A 22,169-nucleotide genomic window follows, 5' to 3' on the forward strand; every position below is an offset into this window, starting at 1 on the left:
TGAAGAAGGTCAATTTAAACTGTGGTCCTGGAACACTGAAAAGACTCAATTCGTTAGTTGTATGCTGCAACAACGAACCAAGTCGATTTTACTTCTGAGTGTCTCGCGTGATTCAAAAACTTTATAACCAAGAAATCTCTCTGATTTTACAAATTGTGAGGGCGGTCGTACCCTTAGCTGTTAAGTATTGCATAATGCTAGCGTTGAATTAGAGAGTGTTATTGACAAGCAATGCAGCATCGCTGTTTGAAAATATAAGCACCGCTAATATGTTCCAGGTTGAGCTTATTATGCAAGTGAACAAGCAGAATTTTCCCCGCAGATCCCGTGTACAAAAGCCTCTTGCAGACCTGAATCAGCATTATCACTGAAAAACCGAGCAACAATAAAATACTACCTCGACTACGCTGGCAGGAGGTCAACGCAAAGGTGGACAAAGAGCGAAATGTACGACTACCTGATACTAGATGAACTAGTCCATAGTCGACTCGTGTATCTAGGGAAATCCTGAAAAAGACTTCCTGATTTGGCAAAATCTCCGGACACCAATCGCCGAGCTTTTCAATGAAGCAAATGACCTTCGCCGATGCCGAGTACGCCGGTAAGCGCAAGCAGACCCGCAAGGAATTGTTCCTGATCGAGATACATCGGGTCGTACCCTGGAAGGGTTTGATTGCCCTGATCCAACCTCATTACCCGACGGGCGAAGGGGGGCGTCCGGCCTATCCTTTGATGGCGATGCTGCGGGTTCATCTCATGCAGAACTGGTTCGGTTACAGCGATCCTGCGATGGAAGAAGCGCTGTACGAGACGACGATCTTGCGCCAGTTTTCAGGTCTGAGCCTGGAGCGGATCCCAGATGAAACTACCATCCTCAACTTCCGTCGCCTGCTGGAAAAGCACGAGTTGGCCGCTGGTATTCTCGGCGTGATCAATGGCTATCTGGGCGACCGCGGCTTGTCGCTGCGACAAGGCACCATCGTCGATGCCACGCTGATTCATGCGCCCAGTTCGACCAAGAACAAGGACGGCAAACGCGACCCTGAGATGCATCAAACCAAGAAAGGTAACCAGTATTACTTCGGTGCCAAAGCTCACATTGGTGTCGACGATGAGTCAGGGCTGGTGCACAGCGTGGTGATCACTGCGGCCAACGTCGCGGACATAACCCAAGTCGACAAACTGCTACACGGTGCTGAGAACGTGGTCTGCGCCGATGCAGGCTATACCGGTGTCGAGAAGCGCGAAGAGCATGCGGGACGCCACGTCATCTGGCAGATCGCAGCCCGGCGCAGTACCTACAAAAAACACGGTAAACGCAGCGCGCTGTACAAAGCGATGCGCAAGATCGAGAAAGCCAAGGCCCAGGTTCGCGCCAAGGTTGAGCATCCATTTCGAGTGATCAAGCGTCAGTTTGGTTATACGAAAGTGCGTTTCCGAGGCTTGGTGAAAAACACTGCTCAGATGGTGACGCTGTTCGCCCTGTCGAACCTTTGGATGGCGCGTCGATATTTGCTCTCCAGCGCAGGAGAGGTGCGTCCGTAATGAGGGAAATAGCTGCTGCGAGGAGCGTTCAGCGGAAAAAATGGATGGAATAGGCGGCAGACGTGATCGGTTTTGAACGGCTGCCGTTTTTTGAAAGCGCCTATGGCTCAGCAGTCGAAAAATAGCGGCCTACTTCAGACTATCCCTAGTTGCCCTGCGGTTTCTGTACGCCTGATGAGAGGAAACGCACTCTAACTTAACCTGTGACGCATTGTGAATGATGTGAGCCACAACTTAGGACTTGAAATGCGCGAACCTAGAATTTCAAATGAGTATGTGAAATTTCATAGAATAATTAAAAGTGAGGTTTTTTGAGATGCTTCCTCGAAACACCTTGGGTACTATTTTACTGACTTCAACAAATCAACCCAATACTGCTTTTCACAAACCAACATGGTGATATACAAGATGAACAAAAAAAAATTCAAGGCGTTTCTGAGCGCGGGAACTTTTTTAACATGCGGATCTATTCTCGGCACGGCAACAGCTGCAGTGACCGGGGGAACTTCGGTGTTAAACATTACTGGATATATAACTCCATCATCATGCGGGGTTACTTGGGCTAATTCAACAATTGACCTGGGTGAAGTTTCTCAGGCGATCCTCTCATCGGGTGAAGAAACACAGATTCCTGGTCGCTCGGGTGAAATTTATCTTGAAGTTTCTTGCGATCAAAGTGTTGCAAATGGAGTGGCGGTTAGCATTCGTGACAACCAAGGAGCTGAAGATCTTCCGGACTATCAGGTTAGCCTTGGTAAAGCTGGTTACATGGTTTTTTTCCATGAGCGTCCTCTAACCAATGTTGGCGTACCTAATCTTATCACTTCAACTTCACTTAATGGCCCTTGGGATTCCATTAAAGGCTCGGATGTTGTAGTTCGCAACAAAAATTATTATCTGAGCGTGGCAGGAGAAGACACAACTACTCCTCTTTCCGCTCAAAACTATAAATATAATTTCAGCTACCAGCCTTTCATTTATAAGTTGGATGATATCGAAGGGAAGGATGATAGGATTGATCTTAATGGCGAGTTGTCCGCGCAAATATATTATCTCTAAAAAAGAGTGTTTGGAACTATATCCTAAAGTTTTTTCTTTTTGGAATTAATCACTTACACTTTTTAGCTGTTAAATGCCGCCTTTATGAAGGCGGCATTTATTGTCTAAATCTGTATTGTATTGTTAACTGTCTAAAACTCTTAAACCATAAATACAGAGCATAATTCTACGTATTGTGAGTTGAACCAATTTAATATCTGGCTAACTCACAATGCTAAAAGTTATAGGCGCTTGTGCTTCTTTAGTAGCTTTATGTGAAGTCGCATACATATTCTAGAACTGCTAAGTGCTGAAGCATCTAGTGAGAGGTTGTTTGTTGTGAAATATTTACTAAGTAAGATACTAGTAGTTTCTGTTTTTGCCGTGACTTCCTTTGCTCATGCTTCTGGCATGCAGCCCGACACGTCAGTAGTGCTTGTAGATGCAGGAGTAGGTGAAGGAACAATCAATGTGACTAACACCAGTAGTCAGACTATGCTTTTATATACTGAAATCAAAAACGTACCTGAAGATCAAGAAGAGTTATTGATAGTTACATCCCCGATAAGTCGTGTAGAAGGACGTGAAAAACAATTGGTTCGTTTTATATTTCAATCCGATAGACCACTACTCACACAGCGTTTAAAGCGTGTTATTTTCGAGGGCATACCACCAAATAGCGAAAAAGGCAAAAATCAACTCAATATGACCGTAAGTCAAAACTTGCCTATAATTATTAGCCCTGCAAATCTCCCTGTTAACAATCAACCTTGGAAGCTATTAAAATGGGAGTTGAATGATAAAATCATTAGAGTGAGTAACGATAGTCCTTATGTAGTGCGCTTTAACAAAAGCTTTAAGCTGATTCCGATCGATGTTGACTTGGAATTCCCACGGACCTATATGCTGCCCGGCCAAGTCGACGAGATCCAAGTTCCTTCCGGCACTCAAGTAAGCTCGGACATAAAAATTCGTTTTAATCCTGCTAGCATTTATGGTTACCAGGGCGTTTCTTATGAAGCATCTTTAGTTTACTGATGACAACTCAGCAGATAGCTTGCTAAAAAACTTATGAACTCTAACTTAAATAAGTACGATTGGAAGACTGAGCTAAACATGGCTTCACCAAGGCATGTGCAGTCTCGAAAGTTTAAACAGTTTATACGCACGCTAGGTGCATTTATAGTTTCTGCCTTTGTGGTCTCAGTATCAGCAAAAGCGTCGGAAGAAAACAAAGAACCACATAATTCCCAAGATGCAGATGCAATCTTCAATCCTGAGAGCTTAGCTCGCAGAGGCTTAGATCCGAAAATTGCTGAATTTTTGAACAAAAAACCGCGTTTCCAGCAGGGCGTCAGGCGCATAACACTATTGGTAAATGGTATTTCTCGAGGTTCGGTGGATGCCCGATTTGACTCAAATGGGGAATTATGTTTTGACCAAGCGCTGCTGGACCAAGGCAATCTTAAGGTACCTGATGAACGACAAAACGCTTCACCGGAAGATCCTGAAACGTGCCACGCATTCTTAGCGTCGTTTCCGCAAACTGAGTTAGAACTGCGGCCAAGCCGTGAAGAGGTTGCTTTGGTGGTCAGCACTGAAGCACAGCGACAACTCACAGAAGAGCGAGGGGTTTTCCAGGAGGGAGGTGCTGCAGGATTGGTTAACTATGATCTCTTTGTGGTAAAAAGCAACTTTGGCGAGATATCCACTCGTCATACGACGCTTAATACGGTTTTTGGGTTTAATGTAGGTGATTGGCTGATGCGCAGCCGACAAGTATTAACGGAGCAGAATGGTGATCGCCGTTCGCGGGGTTTGTATACTTTTGCCCAGAAAACTTTTGTTAATCATAGATCAATGCTGCAGGTAGGTGAAATTAACATTACCAACTCGGTGTTTCCTGGATATGCTATTACAGGTTTCCAAATGCTGCCCGATCACGCCTTGCAAGTTAAAAGCCGCGGTGGAGCGACTGTGGAGGGGATTGCATACAGTCAGGCACAGGTAGAGGTACGGCAAGCTGGAAGCTTAATTCATACGACGCTAGTGCCGGCGGGCCCGTTTCGGCTATCAGATATTCAATTACTCGCCGGTAATACTGATCTGGATGTACGTGTAATTGAGGCTAATGGAGAGCAACGTAATTTCACTGTAGCCGCAGCAGCCTTGGCTCAATTTTCGTACACCGCCCCTGGTTACTCTATGGCAGTCGGTCAAGTGCGACAGTTTGACAAATCTGAGATGCATGCACCTGTGGTGGTTACAGGTACCGGTGGCTGGTTATTAACCCCACAAAATAAGATATCGTCTGGGGTTCTGCTAAGTCAGAGTCAGTATCAGGCCGCAGCACTTACTGTCGACTCAAGCATAACTCCTTCAATAGCAGTCAACGTGCGCACAACCGTTGCTAATGCAGGTGATGAGGGCGTCAAAGGGGCAAAAGCTGGTATCGCTCTAAGCGCCCGATTGACCAAGGAGCTGAGTGTTGGTGCTAACGCTACCCGTCGTACCGAGGGTTTTAGAGACCTGTTGGACACGACAAAACTGGGAGATGCTCGTTACATGCGCGGCGCCAGTATTGATCAGTATGGCACGTCACTCAGTTGGAGAGATTCATGGATGGGCGAATTTGCGCTGGGGTATTCAACCTCAAACAGTCTATCCAGAGGTAGTACGCAATCTTTTTCTGCTTCATGGAGCAGGCGCTTTACATATTTTAACTTGAATGCCAACGTCATGCACAGTGCTAGCAGCAGCTACGAAACTGACAGGACTAGCTGGCGAAGCAAATCAAACGAAAAAGCAATGTACCTCAGCGTAAGCGTTCCTCTAGGTACTGGTCGTAGCCTGCGCACTTATGCAAATAAAAATAATGGCCGAACCACCTTTGGCACCAACTTTAGTGACAGCAGTGGTTCTTTTGCCAACTACCAAGTGGCAGCAGATAGCAACACGGAAAACAGACAACGTAACTTTTCAGGCAACGTAGGTTTGCTACCGCGTTATACAAATATGAGCCTTGGCTATGCAAGATATGGTGAAGACAATTCTAGCTACAATGGGCGACTCTCCGGTGGCATGGTGTTACACGAAGGTGGTTTGACGTTGTCGCCTTACAGCGTCGAAGATACCTTTGCTGTCGCCAAGATTGGAAGCGTATCAGGGGTTAAGCTAAACACGCCAAGCGGTGCAGTATGGACTGACGCCTGGGGTCAAGCAGTAGTACCGCGACTTAGTGCGTTCAATCCTTCTCAAGTTGAAATTGCTACAAATACATTACCACGTAATGTGGACATCAAGAACGGTCAAAAAACCGTGACAGCCGGAAGAGGTTCCGTAAACAAAATGGACTTCTCGATCATCAGTACTCGTCGGGTGTTGCTACGAGCACGTGATGACCGTGGAAATGTTTTACCACCTGGGTCGAGCGTTATCAGTGAAGATGAAAAGTTTCTCACGAACGTGGCCACAAGCGGGAAAATCTTTCTTGACAGTCACCAGCTCGGGGAGCGTTTGGTGGTAAATTTTGACGGCGAGAAACGTTGTAGATTGGAGTACTCCCTGCCAGAAAAGGCCGATCCCAATGTTTATTTTGAGTCAGCAGATGCTACGTGTAAGCCTATTTGATAGACTTTTATAGTTACAGGAGTTTTTATGTATTTCTCTAAGCTGCACCTAGCTCTATTTAAGTATTTATTGCTACTGTTTTCTATGCTTGCATTAGGCTGTAACTATGCACGCGCGGAGTCATGCGAGGTGCGTGTGGACCAGCCAATCGTAGATTTCGGCCATATCCGTAATCCAAGTAGTTTAGCAGCGTTGGATACGCTCAATTTGTACCCACTCGGCATACGGCATATTTCTCTGAACGGTACCTGCCGATCAACTTCAAAGATGGTGTTAGCCGTATCTGGGGGTAGCGAGGCTGGCCACTTTAAGTTTGCAGACGGTGGTCAGATGCGTTTACGCCTTTATGATGCCCTTCTTGATGGCCGGGCGGTGGATCTAGCTCTGATTCGCACTGTTGGTGATGTGCCTGAGCTTATAGCCCCTTCCGTTGTAGTATTGCCGGGAAATATGTTCGTGCCCTTCAGCGGTGGGCTCGCTGCTGAGGGCACATTACTAACATTGCAAGTTGAAGTAAGTCCGGGGATCCCGATGCGTGAATTTAAGACTGTCGATACCAAAATCATAAGTGGTGATGTCAGTTTTAGGATTGGCCAGTACTGATTCAAATTTAGTACGGAACCCGGCCAAAAGGTCAGACAATAAATAAAACCATCTACAACTTTTAACAGGCTAATGCCATTCACTGATTGCTTTTATAAGGCATGAAGTTTGCGACTCAACTACTGCTAAGCTCTATTAAGTACCAGGGCCTGCATGATATCTAGTTTCAAACTCATTTCGTAAGTCTTTGTGTAAAGTACACCAATGAGCAGATGACAGACTATTAATTGATATAGACCCTATACGATTCAAAAAAGGATGGCTTTTTTTCCTTGAATTAAATTCTGCTGACTTGTATGCCAAACATCCATCCCGCATGTATTCGAATATATAATTCAGTTGAGCGCCTGCTAAGGCTCAATATTGGCTAGGTCCTAATTAAGCCGTGAGCTCTTAAAGTAGCTCACTCCTCCCTAGTTTTGCCAGAGCTTTAGTCGGATACTAGCTATTGATTACCCCCTTCTTTCTGGAGAACGCGTCTTCAAATCTGTCAAAATCTAGTATAGCTCGGCAGCAGTGTTCATCTCGTTTATTTTCAAGTTTTTTAAAACCTAAATCATATGTTTCTAGCAAGGTTTTCTGTAATTAATTAAAGAACATAGAGTCATAGACTCTGCTGTTGCCTCAAGTAGCTAAATCGCATGTTCTTTATCATCGCTAGCTTCGAATATGCAAAATAAAGTCATGTTAATGATTCGGTTAGGTTTAATAGTTAAAAACTATATCAACTAAGGTCAGTCCGTCACGATGAAAGTTAGTTCAATAGCCATAGACACAAAAAATGTATCCTCTACCTATTGGCGTTATGCTACGCCCACAGTTGCGGCGATGTTAGTCAGTGGTTTTTATCAAATTATTGATGGGATTTTTATTGGCCACATCGTCGGGGTCGAAGGGCTGGCCGCCATCAATATGGCTTGGCCTTGGATCGGATTTATTGCTGGTGTTGGCCTGATGATAGGTGCAGGAGCAGGTACGCTTTGCTCTATTGCTCAGGGTGAAGGCAATTATGAAAATGCCGAGTCCTTTCTCGGACAAGTATTCTGGCTTTTGGTTTTGCTAGGTGTCGCCGCTGGTATATTAATTATCGCTGGGCGGGATAGTTTACTTACCATCCAGGGCGCAAGCCCGAGCGTGCAACAGCATGGCAGTGATTATCTGCAAATAATTGGTTGGTCGTCACCATTAGTGATAGCAAGTATTGCTATGCCTATCCTGGTCAGGAATTTAGGGGCACCTATGCTGGCAACAGCAATGATGCTGATTGGAGCAGTTACCAATACATTACTAGACTATTTGTTTATCGTAGAGTTTCACTGGGGACTGAGGGGAGCCGCTATAGCCACAGTCGCGGGCGAATCAATCTCTGTTTTTATTGGCTTGGTATTTTTGTTTACCCGCTACAGTTCATTACCTTTAAACTTATGCCGCGCAACATTTGTAATTAAACCATTAGCCTGTCAGTCGATTTTAATTAACGGTTTTTCTAGTCTACTGATGTACCTGTATTCTAGCTTTGCCGCACTCCTTCATAATACTGCGCTGATGCATTACGGTAGTACAGCGAATGTAGCGGCATATGCCATTACAGGTTATTTAATGATGGCTTACTACTTGCTCGTCGAAGGTCTAGCCAGTGGGATGCAACCACTAGTAAGCTACTTTCATGGCACTGGGGACTCGTTTGCTGTCAGGAAAGTATTCGTTCTGGCCTTACGCGTAGTGTTGGGTACAGGCGTTTTATTCGTTCTCATGTTTCTAATGTTTCCGCATATAGCTACACAAATATTTATTAACGGCGACGATCCTACTTTGGACCTCATGGCCTCTCAAGCTGTTCGTTTGCATTTGTTCATGCTTTTTCTGGACGGCTTTTTAGTATTAACAGCAGCTTACTATCAAGCGGTAAGTGATAGTAAAAAGGCAACTATTATCACTCTGGCTAATATGGGCATTCAAATTCCTTTTTTGTTGATATTGGCGCCTTGGCTAGGAGTAATCGGCATATTACTGGCGCTACCATTATCGACCCTTGTCCTCGCCTTAGGTGTTTACCCAATTATTATTCGAGAATTTTCTCATCGCGGTTGCCTAAAAAAATAATTTGGTTAAAAAAATCAAATCGTCTTAATGTTTTTGACTCCGAACTAATTAGCTTAATTATAAGTTTCTCTTATTTTGGAAATTTATTTATTGTAGTTCTAAAAGTCTCTGTTTTTTGTGTTTTATTTAAATTTTCCAACCGTGGATTCGAACAAAAAATTCATTGGCTAATCAGCTAACGTATGCTTTAACCATACCCAATGGTACCCACTCACCCTCAGCCTGCCCGTTGGAGTTAATGGCTCAGCACAGGCTCTTACCCGGCTTAAGGCCAAGGTCGAATTAGCAGTCGCGGATGTTCTGCAGCATCTGTCCCAGCAGCCCAAGAATGAGCTAGGCGTAGTGATCGGCCGCAGCACCATCGCAACTCCCATCTCACGTCTAGAGCGTGATACTTATAACTCGAGCGGAACCCCACGAGAATGCGCGACGGAGAAGCAGGTAGTTCTCCCGGAAACCACATCTCAGACGCTGCTGAAAGGAGCGTGTCGTCAATGAGCACCGCGTCTGCCGAACATCGTCAATTCGAGCATGAACGCTTTTCTGTACGGGATATCTCTGCCCAGTATGATGCGCCGACTTTCGACCTGATTTTTCGAGACAAGAAGCATTGCGTCGAGCGTTGCTCCGATAGTGTGTGGAGTTCATTCGAGCAAGCGTCGGTTGCAGCAGAGGAACTGGAACAGGCATATCGCCGCTCAGTTCACTGGTGCGTATTGAAGCCCCTTTGACGCAGTATTATGCCGCTAAAAAAGATGGAAACATATGCAGCGAACCATCCCCAGCTGCACCTTCTTATCTCGCAGCAATGCTGAAACATAAACACCAGCCCCTCGATTCCATATGCTATCAATCTCTGAAGGACTTGAAGATCAAGCCAACATCAAAGAAACACGCTGGAAGAGCTTGAGTTACCACGACTTCATTGATGCTGGATTTGACGAGGAAGTTATCGAAATCTATGGGCCTTATTTTGAGCGAAGTTGCGTCGAATACCTGTTGAGCAGCAAGGCAGACGTACTGCGAGACCGCATACGAGAAATTGCTACCCAGAGGGAATTTATCGCTGTCAATTGCCACGCTGGCCTATCCCGAAACGCCGCGGTTGCTTTGTATATCAGTAAACATAATTGGTACCAGCTGCGTAGGCTGAACCCAGACGTAAACCAGTACGTCTAGCGGGTTTTTGCCAACGATGTTCAGCTGATGGCAGCCTACCGTGCGGCAAGCACACCAGTGGAACCAGAAGCGCCAAATCGAAGCTTTATTTACGCGATAAAATCACTTTTCTTTTGAGCGAACTGCGACGCCAGACAAAGCTCAGGCTGCCCAGCCCCAAATTAGCCGTATGGAGGCAGGCTGGCTTGGCCACCGCCTCCTTGCTGGCAGTGCCGCTTCTCCCACCACTGGATCGAAGTTGAGCTTTTCCGGGGCGACCACCGCGCTCGGATGTGACTCGGCACCGATCCCGAAATTCCCCACGGCTTCTTTCCTCTGAATGGGAGCCCCTCCATGCCAATACACACGCGTCAAGGTACAAATTGCGACTGCCCCTGTTCTCTAAGAAATCCTCATTATGGCGCTGTTTGACGGTTTGCGTCCGGCCAAGTCATCTACCCAGCCCCGCAAAGCCAAGACATGGTGTGCACTTAGATTTAAGTGGGCACCAGTTCTAGCCTTTTAAGCGGGTATTTCATGCAGCCAACACGCCGTTCCTGTTCCAAATCCTTCAAGGCCCAGGTCATTCAAGATTGTGCACAGCCCGGTGTTTCGATTGCCAGCGTCGCAATCAGCCATAACCTCAACGCAAACCTCGTCCACAAATGGATTCGGCTGCAATCGCAGAAAAGCACAGTGCTGCAACCTGCATTTGTTCCGTTACCCGTGCCGCTGGCCGGGACAAGCTTGCACTCAGTATCATCGAATATCTGCGTTCAGATACAGCACCCGCGCGGCACCGTCAAAGTGAACTGGCCCACTGAAAATGCTGCCGTCTGCGCGACCTTTCTTCGAGACCTTTTACGATGATCCGCATCGACGCCATCCGGTTCGCCACCGAGCCGATGGACATGCGCGCCGGTACCGAGACGGCATTGGCCAGGGTGATTGCGGTTTTCGGTGCGGCGCAGCGGCACTGTGCTTATCTGTTCGCCAATCACCGCGCCAATCGCATGAAAGTGCTGGTGCATGACGGCTTCGGTATCTGGCTGGCGGCGCGCCGACTGCATCAAGGCAAGTTTTTCTGGCAGGGATCTCGGCACGGCTCACAGATTGAATTGGGTGCCGAACAACTGCATGCCCTGGTGCTGGGTTTACCTTGGCATAGAGTTGGGCAAAACAGTGCGATCACCTTGATGTAATCACTGCCATGACCAGCGTCGCCGTGCAATTGTCCAATGAGCCCATCGCCGGTATTAGCCTGCTCTGGCAAAATCTGCGGCATGACTTCGCTTCCTGATTCTACCAATTAAACCCTGAAAAACTGCGCGCTATCGCAGCGCAGCTGATGCAGCGTGTCGAGACTCTCGATCAAAAAGTCGAGTCATGGACAGGCAGATTCATCACTATAAAACGGTCAACGACAAACTGACCCATGAGATCGCACAGCTCAAGCGCTTCAAGTTTGCCAAGCGCAGTTAGCAGCTAAGCCCGTATCAAGCCAGCTTGCTTGATGACCTGATCGACGCTGATATCGCGGCCACCGAAGCTGAGCTCGAGGCGTTGCAACCCTCTCCAGCTTCGACTGGGGCTCAGCAAAAACCTAAACGCACCGCCTTGCCGCCCGAGTTTCCACGCACGCAAATCCATCACGAACCGGACAACACTCACTGCAAATGCGGCTGCGCCCTCAAGCGTATAGGTGAGGATGTCAGCGAGAAACTTGACTACACGCCCGGCGTGTTCACGGTTGAACAACACATCCGTGGCAAGTGGGTCTGTGATGACTGCGAGACTCTGATCCAGGCACTGGTACCTGCGCAGGTCATCGACAAGAGCATCCCTACGGCAGGTCTGCTGGCCCAAGTGATCATCGCCAAATACGGTGATCATTTTCCGCTGTACCGTCAGGAAAAGATCTTTGGGCGGGCCGGCCTCGCCATCCCGTGCTCGACCTTGGCGCAGTGGGTCTGCATCTGCGGTGTGCAACCGCAACCGCTGGTTGATGCACTGCGCGAAGTGTTGCTTGTACACAACGTGGTGCAAGCCGATGAGACGCCGGTACGGGTGCTCATGCCTTGCGCGAAGAAAACCCATCGGTCCTACGTCTGGGCCTATTCAACCACCGCGTCTGCCGATATCCGCGCATTGGTGTACGACTTCAGCCCAGCCGCTCAGGCGAACATGCACGCAACTTCGTGCAAGACTGGAAAGGCAAGCTGGTGTGCGACGATTTTGGTGGTTACAAGGCCAGTTTTGCACTTGGTGTCACCGAAATCGGCTGCATGGCCCGTCCGCGGCGCAAGTTCTTGGACCTTCACGCCACGAACAAAAGTACGCTCGCCGAGCAAGCTCTGCGCTATATCCAGTGGCTGTACGAAATCGAACGTGAAATCCGCGACCTGGAACCACACGTACGGCGACGAATAAGACAAGAAATAGCCGTCCCTGTGATGGATATACTGCACACCTGGATGATTGCCCAGCGCGAGTTGGTGCACGATGGCGTGGCCATCGCCAAAGCTCTGGATTACAGCCTCAAGCGGTGGACGGCGTTGTCACATTATCTGGATGACGGCGCCGTGCCTATCGATAACAACCACATAGAGCAACAGATCCGGCCACGGGCTCTTGGACGCAAGAATTGGCTCTGTGTGTCACGAAGGAGTCGTCATGACGACGAGATGAAAACGGCGGCATGACACTCCATGTTCTAAGATGGATGGAGGTAGGCCCTCCGGTCAGGGCGTGCAGGCGTACTGATCAAACGACCCGATGCTGCGAACATGTTCAGCATGTTGGTGGTGAGCGATTCGGGAAAAGGCAGAGTAACTACTGTCACGTAAGGCTCAGGTAGTTGAACGAAAGTGAACTGACTGATGAAGCGACGAAATCTCCACTGGTGTCAAAACGGGCTTGTATATCCGGGCCCCGAGAAGTGCAGAGGACACCTGTCTACCGACTGCACGGCACCCGTTGTTAAGGCAGCAAGAACCTGAGTCAGGCCATTTTGGGGAACGTGAGAACCTATCCTCGGCACGTATCGTGGGGATAGGGACGGACTCACCCGTAGTAGTGATGAAAGACCTGTAATGGGGCTGGAGCGAAGGGGTGGGGATCACTTTCGTTGTGCGGGACACAACTTAAACGAGGATGACGTTTTAGTGCAGCGAAAAGCATTCGAGGTACCGAAGTCGCTGGTGTGGATGGCGTATCAGGATGTACGCCGCAACCGTGGCGCGCCGGGCTGTGATGGTCAGACGCTCACGGACTTTGATCGGCAGCGCGATCATAACCTCTACCGCATCTGGAACCGGTTGTGCTCAGGGTCGTATTTCCCGCCACCTGTACGGGAAAAGCGCATTCCGAAAGACAATGGCAAGGAGCGCATCCTTGGCATCCCAACGGTCTCTGATCGGGTAGCCCAAGGCGCAGTGAAAAGATATGTGGAGGCTGTGATCGATCCGATTTTCCATCCTGACTCGTATGGGTACAGGCCCGGAAGATCGGCCCACGATGCTTTGCGTCAATGTTCCATTCGGTGCCGTCGTAAGAACTGGGTACTGGAAGTGGATATCAGCGCGTTCTTCGACCACGTTGGGCACGACCTGATCATCAAGGCTCTGGAACATCACCAGATGCCGAAATGGGTGATCTTGTACTGTCGACGCTGGCTGCAAGCGCCGATGCAGAGTGAGATGGAGTTGCTTCAGGAACGGGGACGAGGGACACCTCAAGGGGGTGTGATCTCGCCCTTGTTAGCCAATTTATTGAATCGCCCCGGGTTTCGTAGACACCTCCATGCCTTAAACTGAGGCCAATCAGGAGGTGCCATGAGCAACCCACGTTATCCCGAAGAATTCAAAATCCAAGCGGTCAATCAAGTGACCGAAAAGAAGCTGCCTGTCGCTGATGTGGCGGCGCGTCTTGGCGTGTCGTCGCATAGCCTCTATGCCTGGATAAAGCGCTACAGCAAACCTCAGGCAGAACGGCAGCAAGACGATGATCAGCACGCTGAACTGCGGCGTCTGCGAGCGGAACTCAAGCGGGTCACCGAAGAGCGAGACATCTTAAAAAAGGCCGCCGCGTACTTTGCCAAGGAGTGCGGTTGAAGTACGCCTTTATCAAGCAGCGAGCGGGCGACTATTCCATTCGGCGGCTTTGCCTGACGCTGAAAGTCCATCCCAGTGGTTATTACGCTTGGTTGTCTGAGCCGCAATCTGCACGCGCTAAAGACGACCAACGATTACTGGGTTTGATCAAGCATTCATGGCTGGAGAGCGGCGGTGTTTATGGCTATCGCAAAATTTATGACGATCTGCGCGAGGTCGGTGAGGATTGTGGTCGCCATCGTGTGGCGAGGCTGATGCGTCTTGAAGGTCTGCGCTCTCAGACAGGGTATCGACGCCGCCCTGGCAAGTACGGCGGTAAGCCAGCGGTCGCCTCACCCAATTTGCTGAAGCGCCAGTTCGATGTCGTAGAACCCAACAAAGTTTGGGTCACCGACATCACCTACATTCGCACGTATGAAGGCTGGCTGTATTTGGCGGTGGTGCTGGATCTGTTTTCCCGTCAGGTCGTTGGCTGGTCAATGAAGTCGCAGATGACCAGTGATTTGGCAATTGATGCGTTATTGATGGCGGTTTGGAGGCGAAAACCGAAACAGGAGGTGATGGTTCACTCCGACCAGGGCAGCCAGTACAGCAGCTCCGATTGGCGCTGCTTTTTGAAGGCAAACAATTTGGTTGCCAGCATGAGTCGCCGAGGCAACTGTCATGACAATGCCGTGGCCGAGAGCTTTTTCCAGCTTCTGAAACGGGAACGGATCAAGCGAAAAATCTACACCACGCGGGAAGATGCTCGGAGTGATGTGTTCGATTACATCGAGATGTTCTACAACGTAAAACGCCGCCATGGTTTCAACAATCAGCTGTCACCGGTAGAGTTTGAAAAGCGTTACGCAATGAGCTTGCAAGGTGTCTAAAGAATCCGGGGCGATTCAGTCTTCAAGGCGTATCCGGTCGTATTCACGACGTTCCTCGACTGAAAGCTCTACCGGCAAAGTCTGACGCTGCTTGCCCTTGAGATCTGTGAGCACGTCTTTACGTCGACGAAGCATCCAGTCGCCAATCGCATCTCGAAGATTCTTGCGAAATTCCGGGCTGCCGGCGAACTGTTCGCAGAACTCCTTGAGTGACAGCTTTCCAACGGGATGGCCGGAAAGCCGCAATAGCGTGTGAAGTTCTGACTCTCGATTCAGGACGGGTGTACCGGTCAACAAATAACGATTGGCAACCTTGGCTGCAATGTCGAAGCCATGGCGCGTCCATGCTGCGGTGGGCTCTTTCAGACGGTGAGCCTCATCGATGATCATCACTTCAAAATGGCCGGCCTGCAGGACATAGTCGCCCAAGCGCTCGTAGTTGACGATGGTCCACTGCAACGACGGATCAAACACCTGCTGACCTATTCTGGCTTCGGGATACACCATCTGGATTTCACGTTGCCAGTTGATAATCAGAGTCGACAAAGTGATGACAAGGATGGGGCGGTCTCCCGCTCGAATAGCGGCAGCGATGATGGCCTGACGTGTTTTTCCAAGGCCCATATCATCGGCGAGCAATGCACTGGTCCGTTGCAGCAAATGCCGGATGCCCGCTGGTTGATGGCTGAGCAATGAATAACTCGCCAGGGCCAGATCGATTTGTTCAGTGGTGAACTCGGTCCGCTCGATGGATGGCACAGCGGCAAGGTAAACGTCGGTTGAAACATCTTCGTTACCAGACGGAGCCGCGCGCTCTTGGGGCGGACCTCCGAGGCTGATGCGAGTTACTTCATCTGCGGGAACAATAGATCCGTCGGTCAGCAGCTCCTGCACGGTGTCGAGGATCTCGAACTGATCTTCAGAAAGCCCCAGCTCAAGTATGAGGTTTGAGCGCACCAGTTCGGCGGTCGAATCAATGCGCCAAGACTTGGACTGGCCAAGGAACACGCCGTGCATACGGCGAGATACAGCAACGGCTCCAGGGTGATAGTCGCCAGACAACAGAATGCCCCCCTGAGCCAGTGGAGCAATTCTGAAAGTTAAACCCCAGGTGAATGCTTGCTGGTCTGGTGATTGTTGCGCGTCTGCAAATTTTGCGGAGAAGGTCTGCCAGCTCTCGTTGAAACGGCTTTCGGTCAACTCCATCAGGCGGTGAAAGAGCATATTCAGGTCGTCCAATAACTTGCCTTTCGGCAATCGCCAATATCGATGATGTGGATGCTCCGCACGACGGATGTAGAAACCATCACGCTCAAGAAACAGGCGGTTGGCCCCCTCGACGTACTGCAGCAGGATCCCGAAGTCATAGCCGTCGAAGGTCACCTTTTCGACCAGTTCCTGCCGGCCGTTTATGAGACGCGGACGGCTCATGTTCTGCTCAGGCGCAGGTTGATCCATTCTGCGCACCCTTGAGCGTGCAGTTGTTTCCGGTTTCGATTTGTATAGCGAGACATGGATAGGGTTTGGTCGGGCCATTCCAGATTGATGGCGAGTTCACCCGATTTGATCTTTGCCCAAAACCACTGGTAAGCCCGGTCAACCCTTGAGCCCGATTTAGGTGTGAGATTGCGGAGCCCCCTCAGTTGTATCGTGACCAGGTGTTTAGGAGTCAATTTTGCCGGTGTCTCGCCCCAGGCACTCTCATCCATTTGGATTTCGGCAGAGGCCAATGATTGCCCGTTTTCGCGTACTGAAAAAAGACGACAGTTGCCCCGATAAGCGCTGTAGTCGTAACCATCAATGCAATGGCCCAGCGCTCGATGTTCTGCATCAAGGTCCGCTGGGCATTTCAGCTCGACAATTTGCAGCCCATTCGGGCTTACGAGTGGTGTGTCGTTTGAACTAAGCAGCGGTCTCCACGGAGTTAAAGAGTCTGTTTTTGTTTGCGGATCAGCGGCATCAAGAGCTTCACGTATGTCTATCAATGCCAGGTGAAAGCCATCTACCAAGCTGGCGATCTGGTGATAAGTTGCAGTAGCAATGAAGCTTTTGAGTTTTTGCAGTGCTTCACGGGCATCGGGACCATGGCTTTCATCAATGCTATTAAAAACATCATTCAGATCTTGCAGCTGATCAGCAATTTGAGGCCAATCAGGGTTGGACCACTCTATCGGGCATCCTGAGAACAACCTGCCCCAGTCTTTTGTATGTTCCAAAAGTTGATAGGGAATCTTATCCAGCAATGCAAAAAAAGTCTTCCAGTGCGTCTTAGTCGAGGGGCGGCGGTTGCCCATTGAGGCTCCAAGCAGCAATCGATGCCACGGGGTCTCCGGACCTTCTCGGCTTATTCGCGTCAATGCGCTGCCGGTATCAAAAACGCGTTGTTGGCCCAAGTACCGAACTGATGTTCTTGGCGCTTGTAAGAGCCATGCCAAGATGTCGATAAGTGGGAGGCCAGCGTCCGCGATGCGGCCTACCAGGCACTCTCTGGATTCCACCAAGTAGGTGTCGTCGCACCAGGTGGGTCTAAACTCTTGGAGTTGTTCCCAGGGACTGTCTAGGAAAACCTGTTGCTGACCATCCCACGGCCACGGCCACTGATTTACCAACAATAAGAGGGGGACCAGCACCGGTTGAGCTTTAAGCGCCTGCATTCGGCGTATCCGGTCGCCTTGAGCCAGCCAGTTATAGAGCTTTGGGGAGGGGCATTGCACTGAACGAACGGCGAACAGTAGTTCCTGATCCAGGCACTGGCAAAACTGCTTCAGCGTGCTGCCAATCTGCTTCAGGTAAAACCGGTTTCGGGGATTGAAGTACCGATTGTTGCCCACCATTGAATCGGAGCCTCTGCGATTGAAGCTTCCGAGATCTTCAATCGACAGGGCTTTCGCCCTCTCTCCAGCCGACTTGCAGAAAGAGGTCAGGAGGACGTCTGCATACCAGCGTTTTTCAAACCTGAGCAGTAGCTGCTGGGCCACCAGTGCGGTGGGTTTTTTCTTGTGGACGCGGTCCTTGCTGGTGATTTTGCAGGCCTTAACCTGATGACCATCGAAGTACTGGAGGTGATCGCCGATTCTAGCCAAGACTGGCCGTATTTGATCACTTGTTGAGGGCAGGGTGACGCACCAGCACCGAGTGTGGACGTTTGAACTCAGATAGGTCTCGATGAATGAGGTCAGTCGGGAGGGCGGTACGCTAAAATGCAAAGCCCAGGTCTGGGCGACTTCAATTTGTCGGTCAGAGAACTTCTCCAGCTTCGGCGCTAAGAGGCGCAGTCCCAACACCGATTGTCTCTTCTGTTCGCTCACCCATGACCTCCTCTGCAATTTCGCAGAGGAATGTCAGGTATAGGCGCGGTCGGCTTCCAGGGTTAATGCGTAACGGCGTTGACGGTGATTTGTATCGACAATGGCAGAGGTCAACCCCCTCTGGGTTTATTGAGATCGGGTTTGCCATTCAAGTTTGGAAAACTCACCTTGCAACCATTCGATTTGAAGCCCGTGCACCCCCAAAAGTCATATCCACCGTCTCCTTTCTTCTGCCGCCTTGCGAGGGGCTGATTGCATTTCGGACAGTTGAAAGCACCACCAGATGCAGCTGCGCGTGGCGCGGAGGTCATCGCCACACTCGGCATTCCACGTTGCTGAGACAGTTCCTCTTCCAGTCGCTTATGCAGACGTGCAACGACGGCGCCGTAGGTGTCTTGGCCCTGGGCGATTTTGTCCAGGTCGCGCTCCAGCTCCCGCGTAAAATCCAGCTCCACGAAACTGAAGAACCCTTCCAGCTTCGCGATAGTTTCCTCTCCTAGCGGCGCCGGTACCAGCTTGCGGCTCTTTTCCTCGATCAGGCCTTTGTTGGTGATGTTCTTCAAGATCGAGGCGAATGTACTGGGACGACCGATACCGCGCCGTTCCATTTCCTTGATCAGGCTGGCCTTGGTGTAGCGTGAAGGTGGTTGGGTTTTCTTCTTGAGCAGTTCGCCGCTGTGGACTGACAGAATCTGTTTTGGAGTGAGCGCTGGCACGGGGTTGTTTGCTTCTGCGTCTTCCTCCTCATCCGTATCATCGCCCTTGAGCACCTTCAGCCATCCCTGGTGGCAGAGTGTTTTGCCCGATGCAGTGAAGCGCAGCGCTTTACCGCCAGGACCAACGGCGAGCAGCTTAGCAGTGCGCACGTCGTAGATGGCGGCTTCGAGCTGGCTGGCCAATGCCCGAACCCAGATCAACTTGTACAGGGCCAGTTCGTCATCGTTTTCACTGGCGGATCTTTCGGACCAATATGTTGGTGTGATGGCAGGGTGGCCTTCCTGCGCGCCTTCCGCGGACTTAAACGTCCTCCGTTCGTCGACGGCCGTCATCCCGAGGGCTTTAGCAACCGTTCGAATATCGTCCATGGCTTCATCCGGAACATTGGGGTTGTCCGTCCGGTGATAAGTGATTACGCCTTGCTCGTACAAGCGCTGGGCCACCTGCATGGTTTTGTCCGGATCCCATTTCAACGCGTTGCTGGCGGCCTGTTGAAGAGTGGATGAGATAAATGGTGCAGGAGGATGACGCTCGGCCTTGCGATCCTCGCAGGACTCCACGACCACATTTCGAGTGCCGGCGACGTGCTGAGCCAGGTTGCTATCCTGAACATAGGGGAAGTCCTTGCTTGCGAAATCCGGTACCGGTTGCCACTCGGCATACCAAGTGGTGCCCCGACTTACATCGGCAAAGAACAGACGCACGCCAAAGTGATTGATCACCTGAAAGTTGCGGACCTCGCGTTCGCGCAAGACCACAAGAAACACGGCGGGCGATTGAACGCGGCCAGCGGAAGTAGGTTTGCCCATCAGGCGCCGCAACTCTTGGGTCACCAGGTAACCCACCAAGCGGTCAAGCACACGCCTGCATTCCTGTGAGGCAACCCTGTTGAGATCGATTTGTCTTGGATTGGCTAGTGCCTCTTCAACGCGCTTGAGAGTGATCTCGTTGAAAGTAATGCGTTTGTAGTTTTTGACCGCCAGTACCTGCTGGATGTGCCAGCTGATGCTTTCACCTTCGCGATCAGGGTCGGTAGCGAGGTAAATTTCACTGGCCTGTTTCGCTGCGGCTTTGATGGTTTTGACGGCCCTGGCGCTCTTATCCAGGATCTCATACACCGGTGTGTAGTTTTTACGTACTCCGGTGGTGATCATGCTGTCGTCCTGACCTTTGGCCGGCAGGTCGCGGATGTGCCCACCACTGGCAACCACCTGCCAGTCTTCGCCTGGGCGTAGCTTCTTCATCATTGGCTGGAGCTTTTTCAGCTTACCAGGTGCCTCGATGATCAGCAGCTTCATGGGTTGCACCCTCTCGTGTATGCAGAGAGGGACTGTCGCGGTTCTGCGGGAAGAGCATCAATGAGAAATGTAGGCTGAGAGTGAAGGTGATTTATGAATAGTCACCAGTACTGCCTGATCGATGCAATGGAATCTGAAATATCTGCGCAGAATAGTAGCTATATGCCATTCTGGTTCGTAGAATCTCCACCCTTACCGACAGAATGCAAGGAAGGCAAATATGGCTTATATGATTCAGGCAACGGGAACAGCAGTGGTCGCTTTCGAAGGGCAAGATTACACAATTCAGGCGTCGAGTTTGAAACAGGGTCCTTTCGCTGTGGTGCGCCCTCAGCGTTTTAGCGAAGATGATGTTGAGTGTACTGCGTCATTCACAGCTGAGACATCAGGCAAAACTTTCACTTGGGTTATTTATTACACTGAGAAATTTTTCAGCACTGGTGGCGTAGAAATTGACGGCTCAGATGTGACTCCGGGAACCATCAAGGCTAATTTTTCTTTTACCGTCGAGATTGACGATGATGAGGATTCGCTGGAGTACGAATGATCAACACTTAGAGAGATGCCCAATAACTGGGCGTCTCCTGTTAGAGATCCAACGACAGTTACTGTTGCTGGGCAAAGCCCTTTATTCTGATTACCTGAGACAGCACTGGGTGGATGGAGTCTGTGTATCAGATGCCAAACAAGTGCCGTGGAAATCCAGCTTCCGTAGGCAGTCCGAGGGACGCAAAGGAGCAGCCGGGAAGGTCAGGCTTGGAGTCGATGACGTCTGCGACGTGACGGATCCAGTCAGAACTTGGACCAATCCGTTGCACAAGAAACCATATGATGGAAATCTGCCCATAAAGACGCGTTAGCGCGTTACGGTCCAGATTCAACGTTTGAAAATACTGCTCGGCCGGAAGGTCGGGAACAGCGTTCGCTGATACTTGGTTCCAGATGCGAGTGTGATGAGCGCTGCGATTGCGCAGTGTGTTTATTTCTTGGAGCCAGTGTTTGAGCGTCCTAGAGTTTGAAACGCCGAGACGCTGTGCTATCCGATTCTGATGGTTGCCTTTAAGTATTTCGAAATACTTGGAGAGCGTGCCGAAATCCCAGGCTTCAACTGCTACCCAGAACGGAATGGCCTTATGGTTTTGCCTATGCCATTCGATGCAGTCTTCCTGGCTTCTGGCCACTAAGCCGTTTTGACGATCAAGCCATTCCAGCCAGGTATTACGCTGCTTTTTTCGACGGTCAGTCCAGTTCTGGGTCTGCTTGGGATTTATGAAGTTTGGATCTGTGTATGCCATTGGACCGTGATAACCAACCTCATGGGCGGTTACGGTCCTTACATGGATTTCAATTCGCTCAATCGCATCGAGCATCAGTTGACGAAGTTTTTTATCGAACAGATAGAGACTGAAAGCGTCATCGAATGATGAATTTGGCAGGAAGGTATCTTGTCGAAGAGGTTTTTTTGTTGCGCGGCAAAGCACAACATTTTGATTCTGATCCCGAACGAACTCACGAGCAGGGAACCAGTAACCACTGAGGCGGTAGTAGCCTACCTGGGCGAGTTTACGTTCTGCTCGTAATGGATCTGCAATGCCCATCCCTCGTCCAGCCAGCAAGGCAACTAGGTCGGTATAGGTCCGGAATGGCTTGGGGGGCGCTAGCTGTTGCAACTTCCATGTTCCATAAATAAGAAGGCCCAAACATAGAGCTGGACAAGCCAGCCCCAGAGGATCGGGCGCTATTGGTGCCAATTATCGATCATTCGCGCCTCTGCGTCAATCTGCC

The 22,169-nt window shown here is 50.0% G+C and carries 15 protein-coding genes and 2 pseudogenes; 13 read left to right on the plus strand and 4 right to left on the minus strand.

Going from position 1 to position 22,169, the window contains the following annotated elements; genetic code table 11:
• Positions 1–564 precede the first annotated feature (564 nt).
• The 12 genes and pseudogenes from CPH89_RS14785 (at position 565) to CPH89_RS14860 (ending at position 15,061) form a co-directional block, all read left to right on the plus strand.
• Positions 565–1,545, plus strand: coding sequence for an IS5 family transposase (locus tag CPH89_RS14785; protein ID WP_096236813.1), 981 nt, complete (start codon positions 565–567; stop codon positions 1,543–1,545).
• A gap of 408 nt (positions 1,546–1,953) precedes the next feature.
• Positions 1,954–2,604, plus strand: a complete 651-nt coding sequence (locus CPH89_RS30145; RefSeq protein ID WP_141125173.1) for a type 1 fimbrial protein — start codon at positions 1,954–1,956, stop codon at positions 2,602–2,604.
• A 318-nt stretch (positions 2,605–2,922) separates the two neighbouring features.
• The gene (locus CPH89_RS14800; RefSeq protein ID WP_232005455.1) at positions 2,923–3,621 is read left to right on the plus strand and encodes a fimbria/pilus chaperone family protein; all 699 of its coding nucleotides are present in this window, start codon (positions 2,923–2,925) and stop codon (positions 3,619–3,621) included.
• A gap of 78 nt (positions 3,622–3,699) precedes the next feature.
• The gene (locus CPH89_RS14805) at positions 3,700–6,213 is read left to right on the plus strand and encodes a fimbria/pilus outer membrane usher protein (protein WP_167422739.1); all 2,514 of its coding nucleotides are present in this window, start codon (positions 3,700–3,702) and stop codon (positions 6,211–6,213) included.
• A 27-nt stretch (positions 6,214–6,240) separates the two neighbouring features.
• The gene (locus CPH89_RS14810) at positions 6,241–6,816 is read left to right on the plus strand and encodes a DUF1120 domain-containing protein (protein WP_084375867.1); all 576 of its coding nucleotides are present in this window, start codon (positions 6,241–6,243) and stop codon (positions 6,814–6,816) included.
• A gap of 747 nt (positions 6,817–7,563) precedes the next feature.
• Entirely contained in the window at positions 7,564–8,919 is a 1,356-nt protein-coding gene (locus CPH89_RS14815) for an MATE family efflux transporter (RefSeq protein WP_084375868.1), read from the plus strand.
• Positions 8,920–9,413: 494 nt separating this feature from the next.
• Complete coding sequence (locus CPH89_RS14825) at positions 9,414–9,650, plus strand: hypothetical protein (RefSeq protein WP_084375870.1); 237 nt, start codon at positions 9,414–9,416, stop codon at positions 9,648–9,650.
• A gap of 964 nt (positions 9,651–10,614) precedes the next feature.
• Positions 10,615–10,947, plus strand: a complete 333-nt coding sequence (tnpA, locus tag CPH89_RS14840) for an IS66-like element accessory protein TnpA (RefSeq protein ID WP_096236816.1) — start codon at positions 10,615–10,617, stop codon at positions 10,945–10,947.
• Complete coding sequence (gene tnpB / locus CPH89_RS14845) at positions 10,944–11,279, plus strand: IS66 family insertion sequence element accessory protein TnpB (RefSeq protein WP_096236819.1); 336 nt, start codon at positions 10,944–10,946, stop codon at positions 11,277–11,279. Before tnpA ends, tnpB begins: the two co-directional genes overlap by 4 nt.
• Positions 11,280–11,360: 81 nt before the next feature.
• Positions 11,361–12,728 (plus strand): annotated as a pseudogene (gene tnpC / locus CPH89_RS14850) (IS66 family transposase); the annotation flags it as partial.
• Positions 12,729–13,241: 513 nt separating this feature from the next.
• Positions 13,242–13,892: a reverse transcriptase domain-containing protein gene (locus tag CPH89_RS14855; RefSeq protein WP_096236985.1), complete on the plus strand. Its 651-nt coding sequence runs from the start codon at positions 13,242–13,244 to the stop codon at positions 13,890–13,892.
• 18 nt (positions 13,893–13,910) lie between these two features.
• Positions 13,911–15,061, plus strand: a protein-coding gene (locus tag CPH89_RS14860; protein WP_096236793.1) for an IS3 family transposase whose coding sequence is annotated in 2 segments (ribosomal slippage) — positions 13,911–14,145 and positions 14,145–15,061 — 1,152 coding nt in all. Because the reading frame shifts where the segments join, the coding sequence is not laid out codon by codon here.
• Between the two features lie 18 nt (positions 15,062–15,079).
• Here the strand turns inward: CPH89_RS14860 and CPH89_RS14865 are convergent.
• The 3 genes and pseudogenes from CPH89_RS14865 to topA form a co-directional block, all read right to left on the minus strand.
• Positions 15,080–16,492: pseudogene (locus CPH89_RS14865) on the minus strand (SNF2-related protein); the annotation flags it as partial.
• A complete protein-coding gene (locus CPH89_RS14870; RefSeq protein ID WP_053254315.1) occupies positions 16,489–18,369 on the minus strand; it encodes a hypothetical protein in 1,881 nt (626 codons plus the stop codon). The pseudogene CPH89_RS14865 and the gene CPH89_RS14870, both read right to left, overlap by 4 nt.
• 110 nt (positions 18,370–18,479) lie before the next feature.
• A complete protein-coding gene (topA, locus tag CPH89_RS14875; RefSeq protein WP_053254316.1) occupies positions 18,480–20,384 on the minus strand; it encodes a type I DNA topoisomerase in 1,905 nt (634 codons plus the stop codon).
• 220 nt (positions 20,385–20,604) lie between these two features.
• On the opposite strand from topA, the gene CPH89_RS14880 reads away from it, so the two are divergent.
• Positions 20,605–20,931, plus strand: coding sequence for a hypothetical protein (locus CPH89_RS14880; protein ID WP_053254317.1), 327 nt, complete (start codon positions 20,605–20,607; stop codon positions 20,929–20,931).
• Positions 20,932–21,058: 127 nt separating this feature from the next.
• On the opposite strand, the gene CPH89_RS14885 is transcribed toward CPH89_RS14880, so the two are convergent.
• Entirely contained in the window at positions 21,059–21,982 is a 924-nt protein-coding gene (locus CPH89_RS14885; RefSeq protein ID WP_053255339.1) for an Abi family protein, read from the minus strand.
• Between the last annotated feature and the right edge of the window lie 187 nt (positions 21,983–22,169).

The organism is Pseudomonas fluorescens (assembly GCF_900215245.1).
Taxonomy (GTDB): Bacteria; Pseudomonadota; Gammaproteobacteria; order Pseudomonadales; family Pseudomonadaceae; genus Aquipseudomonas; species Aquipseudomonas fluorescens.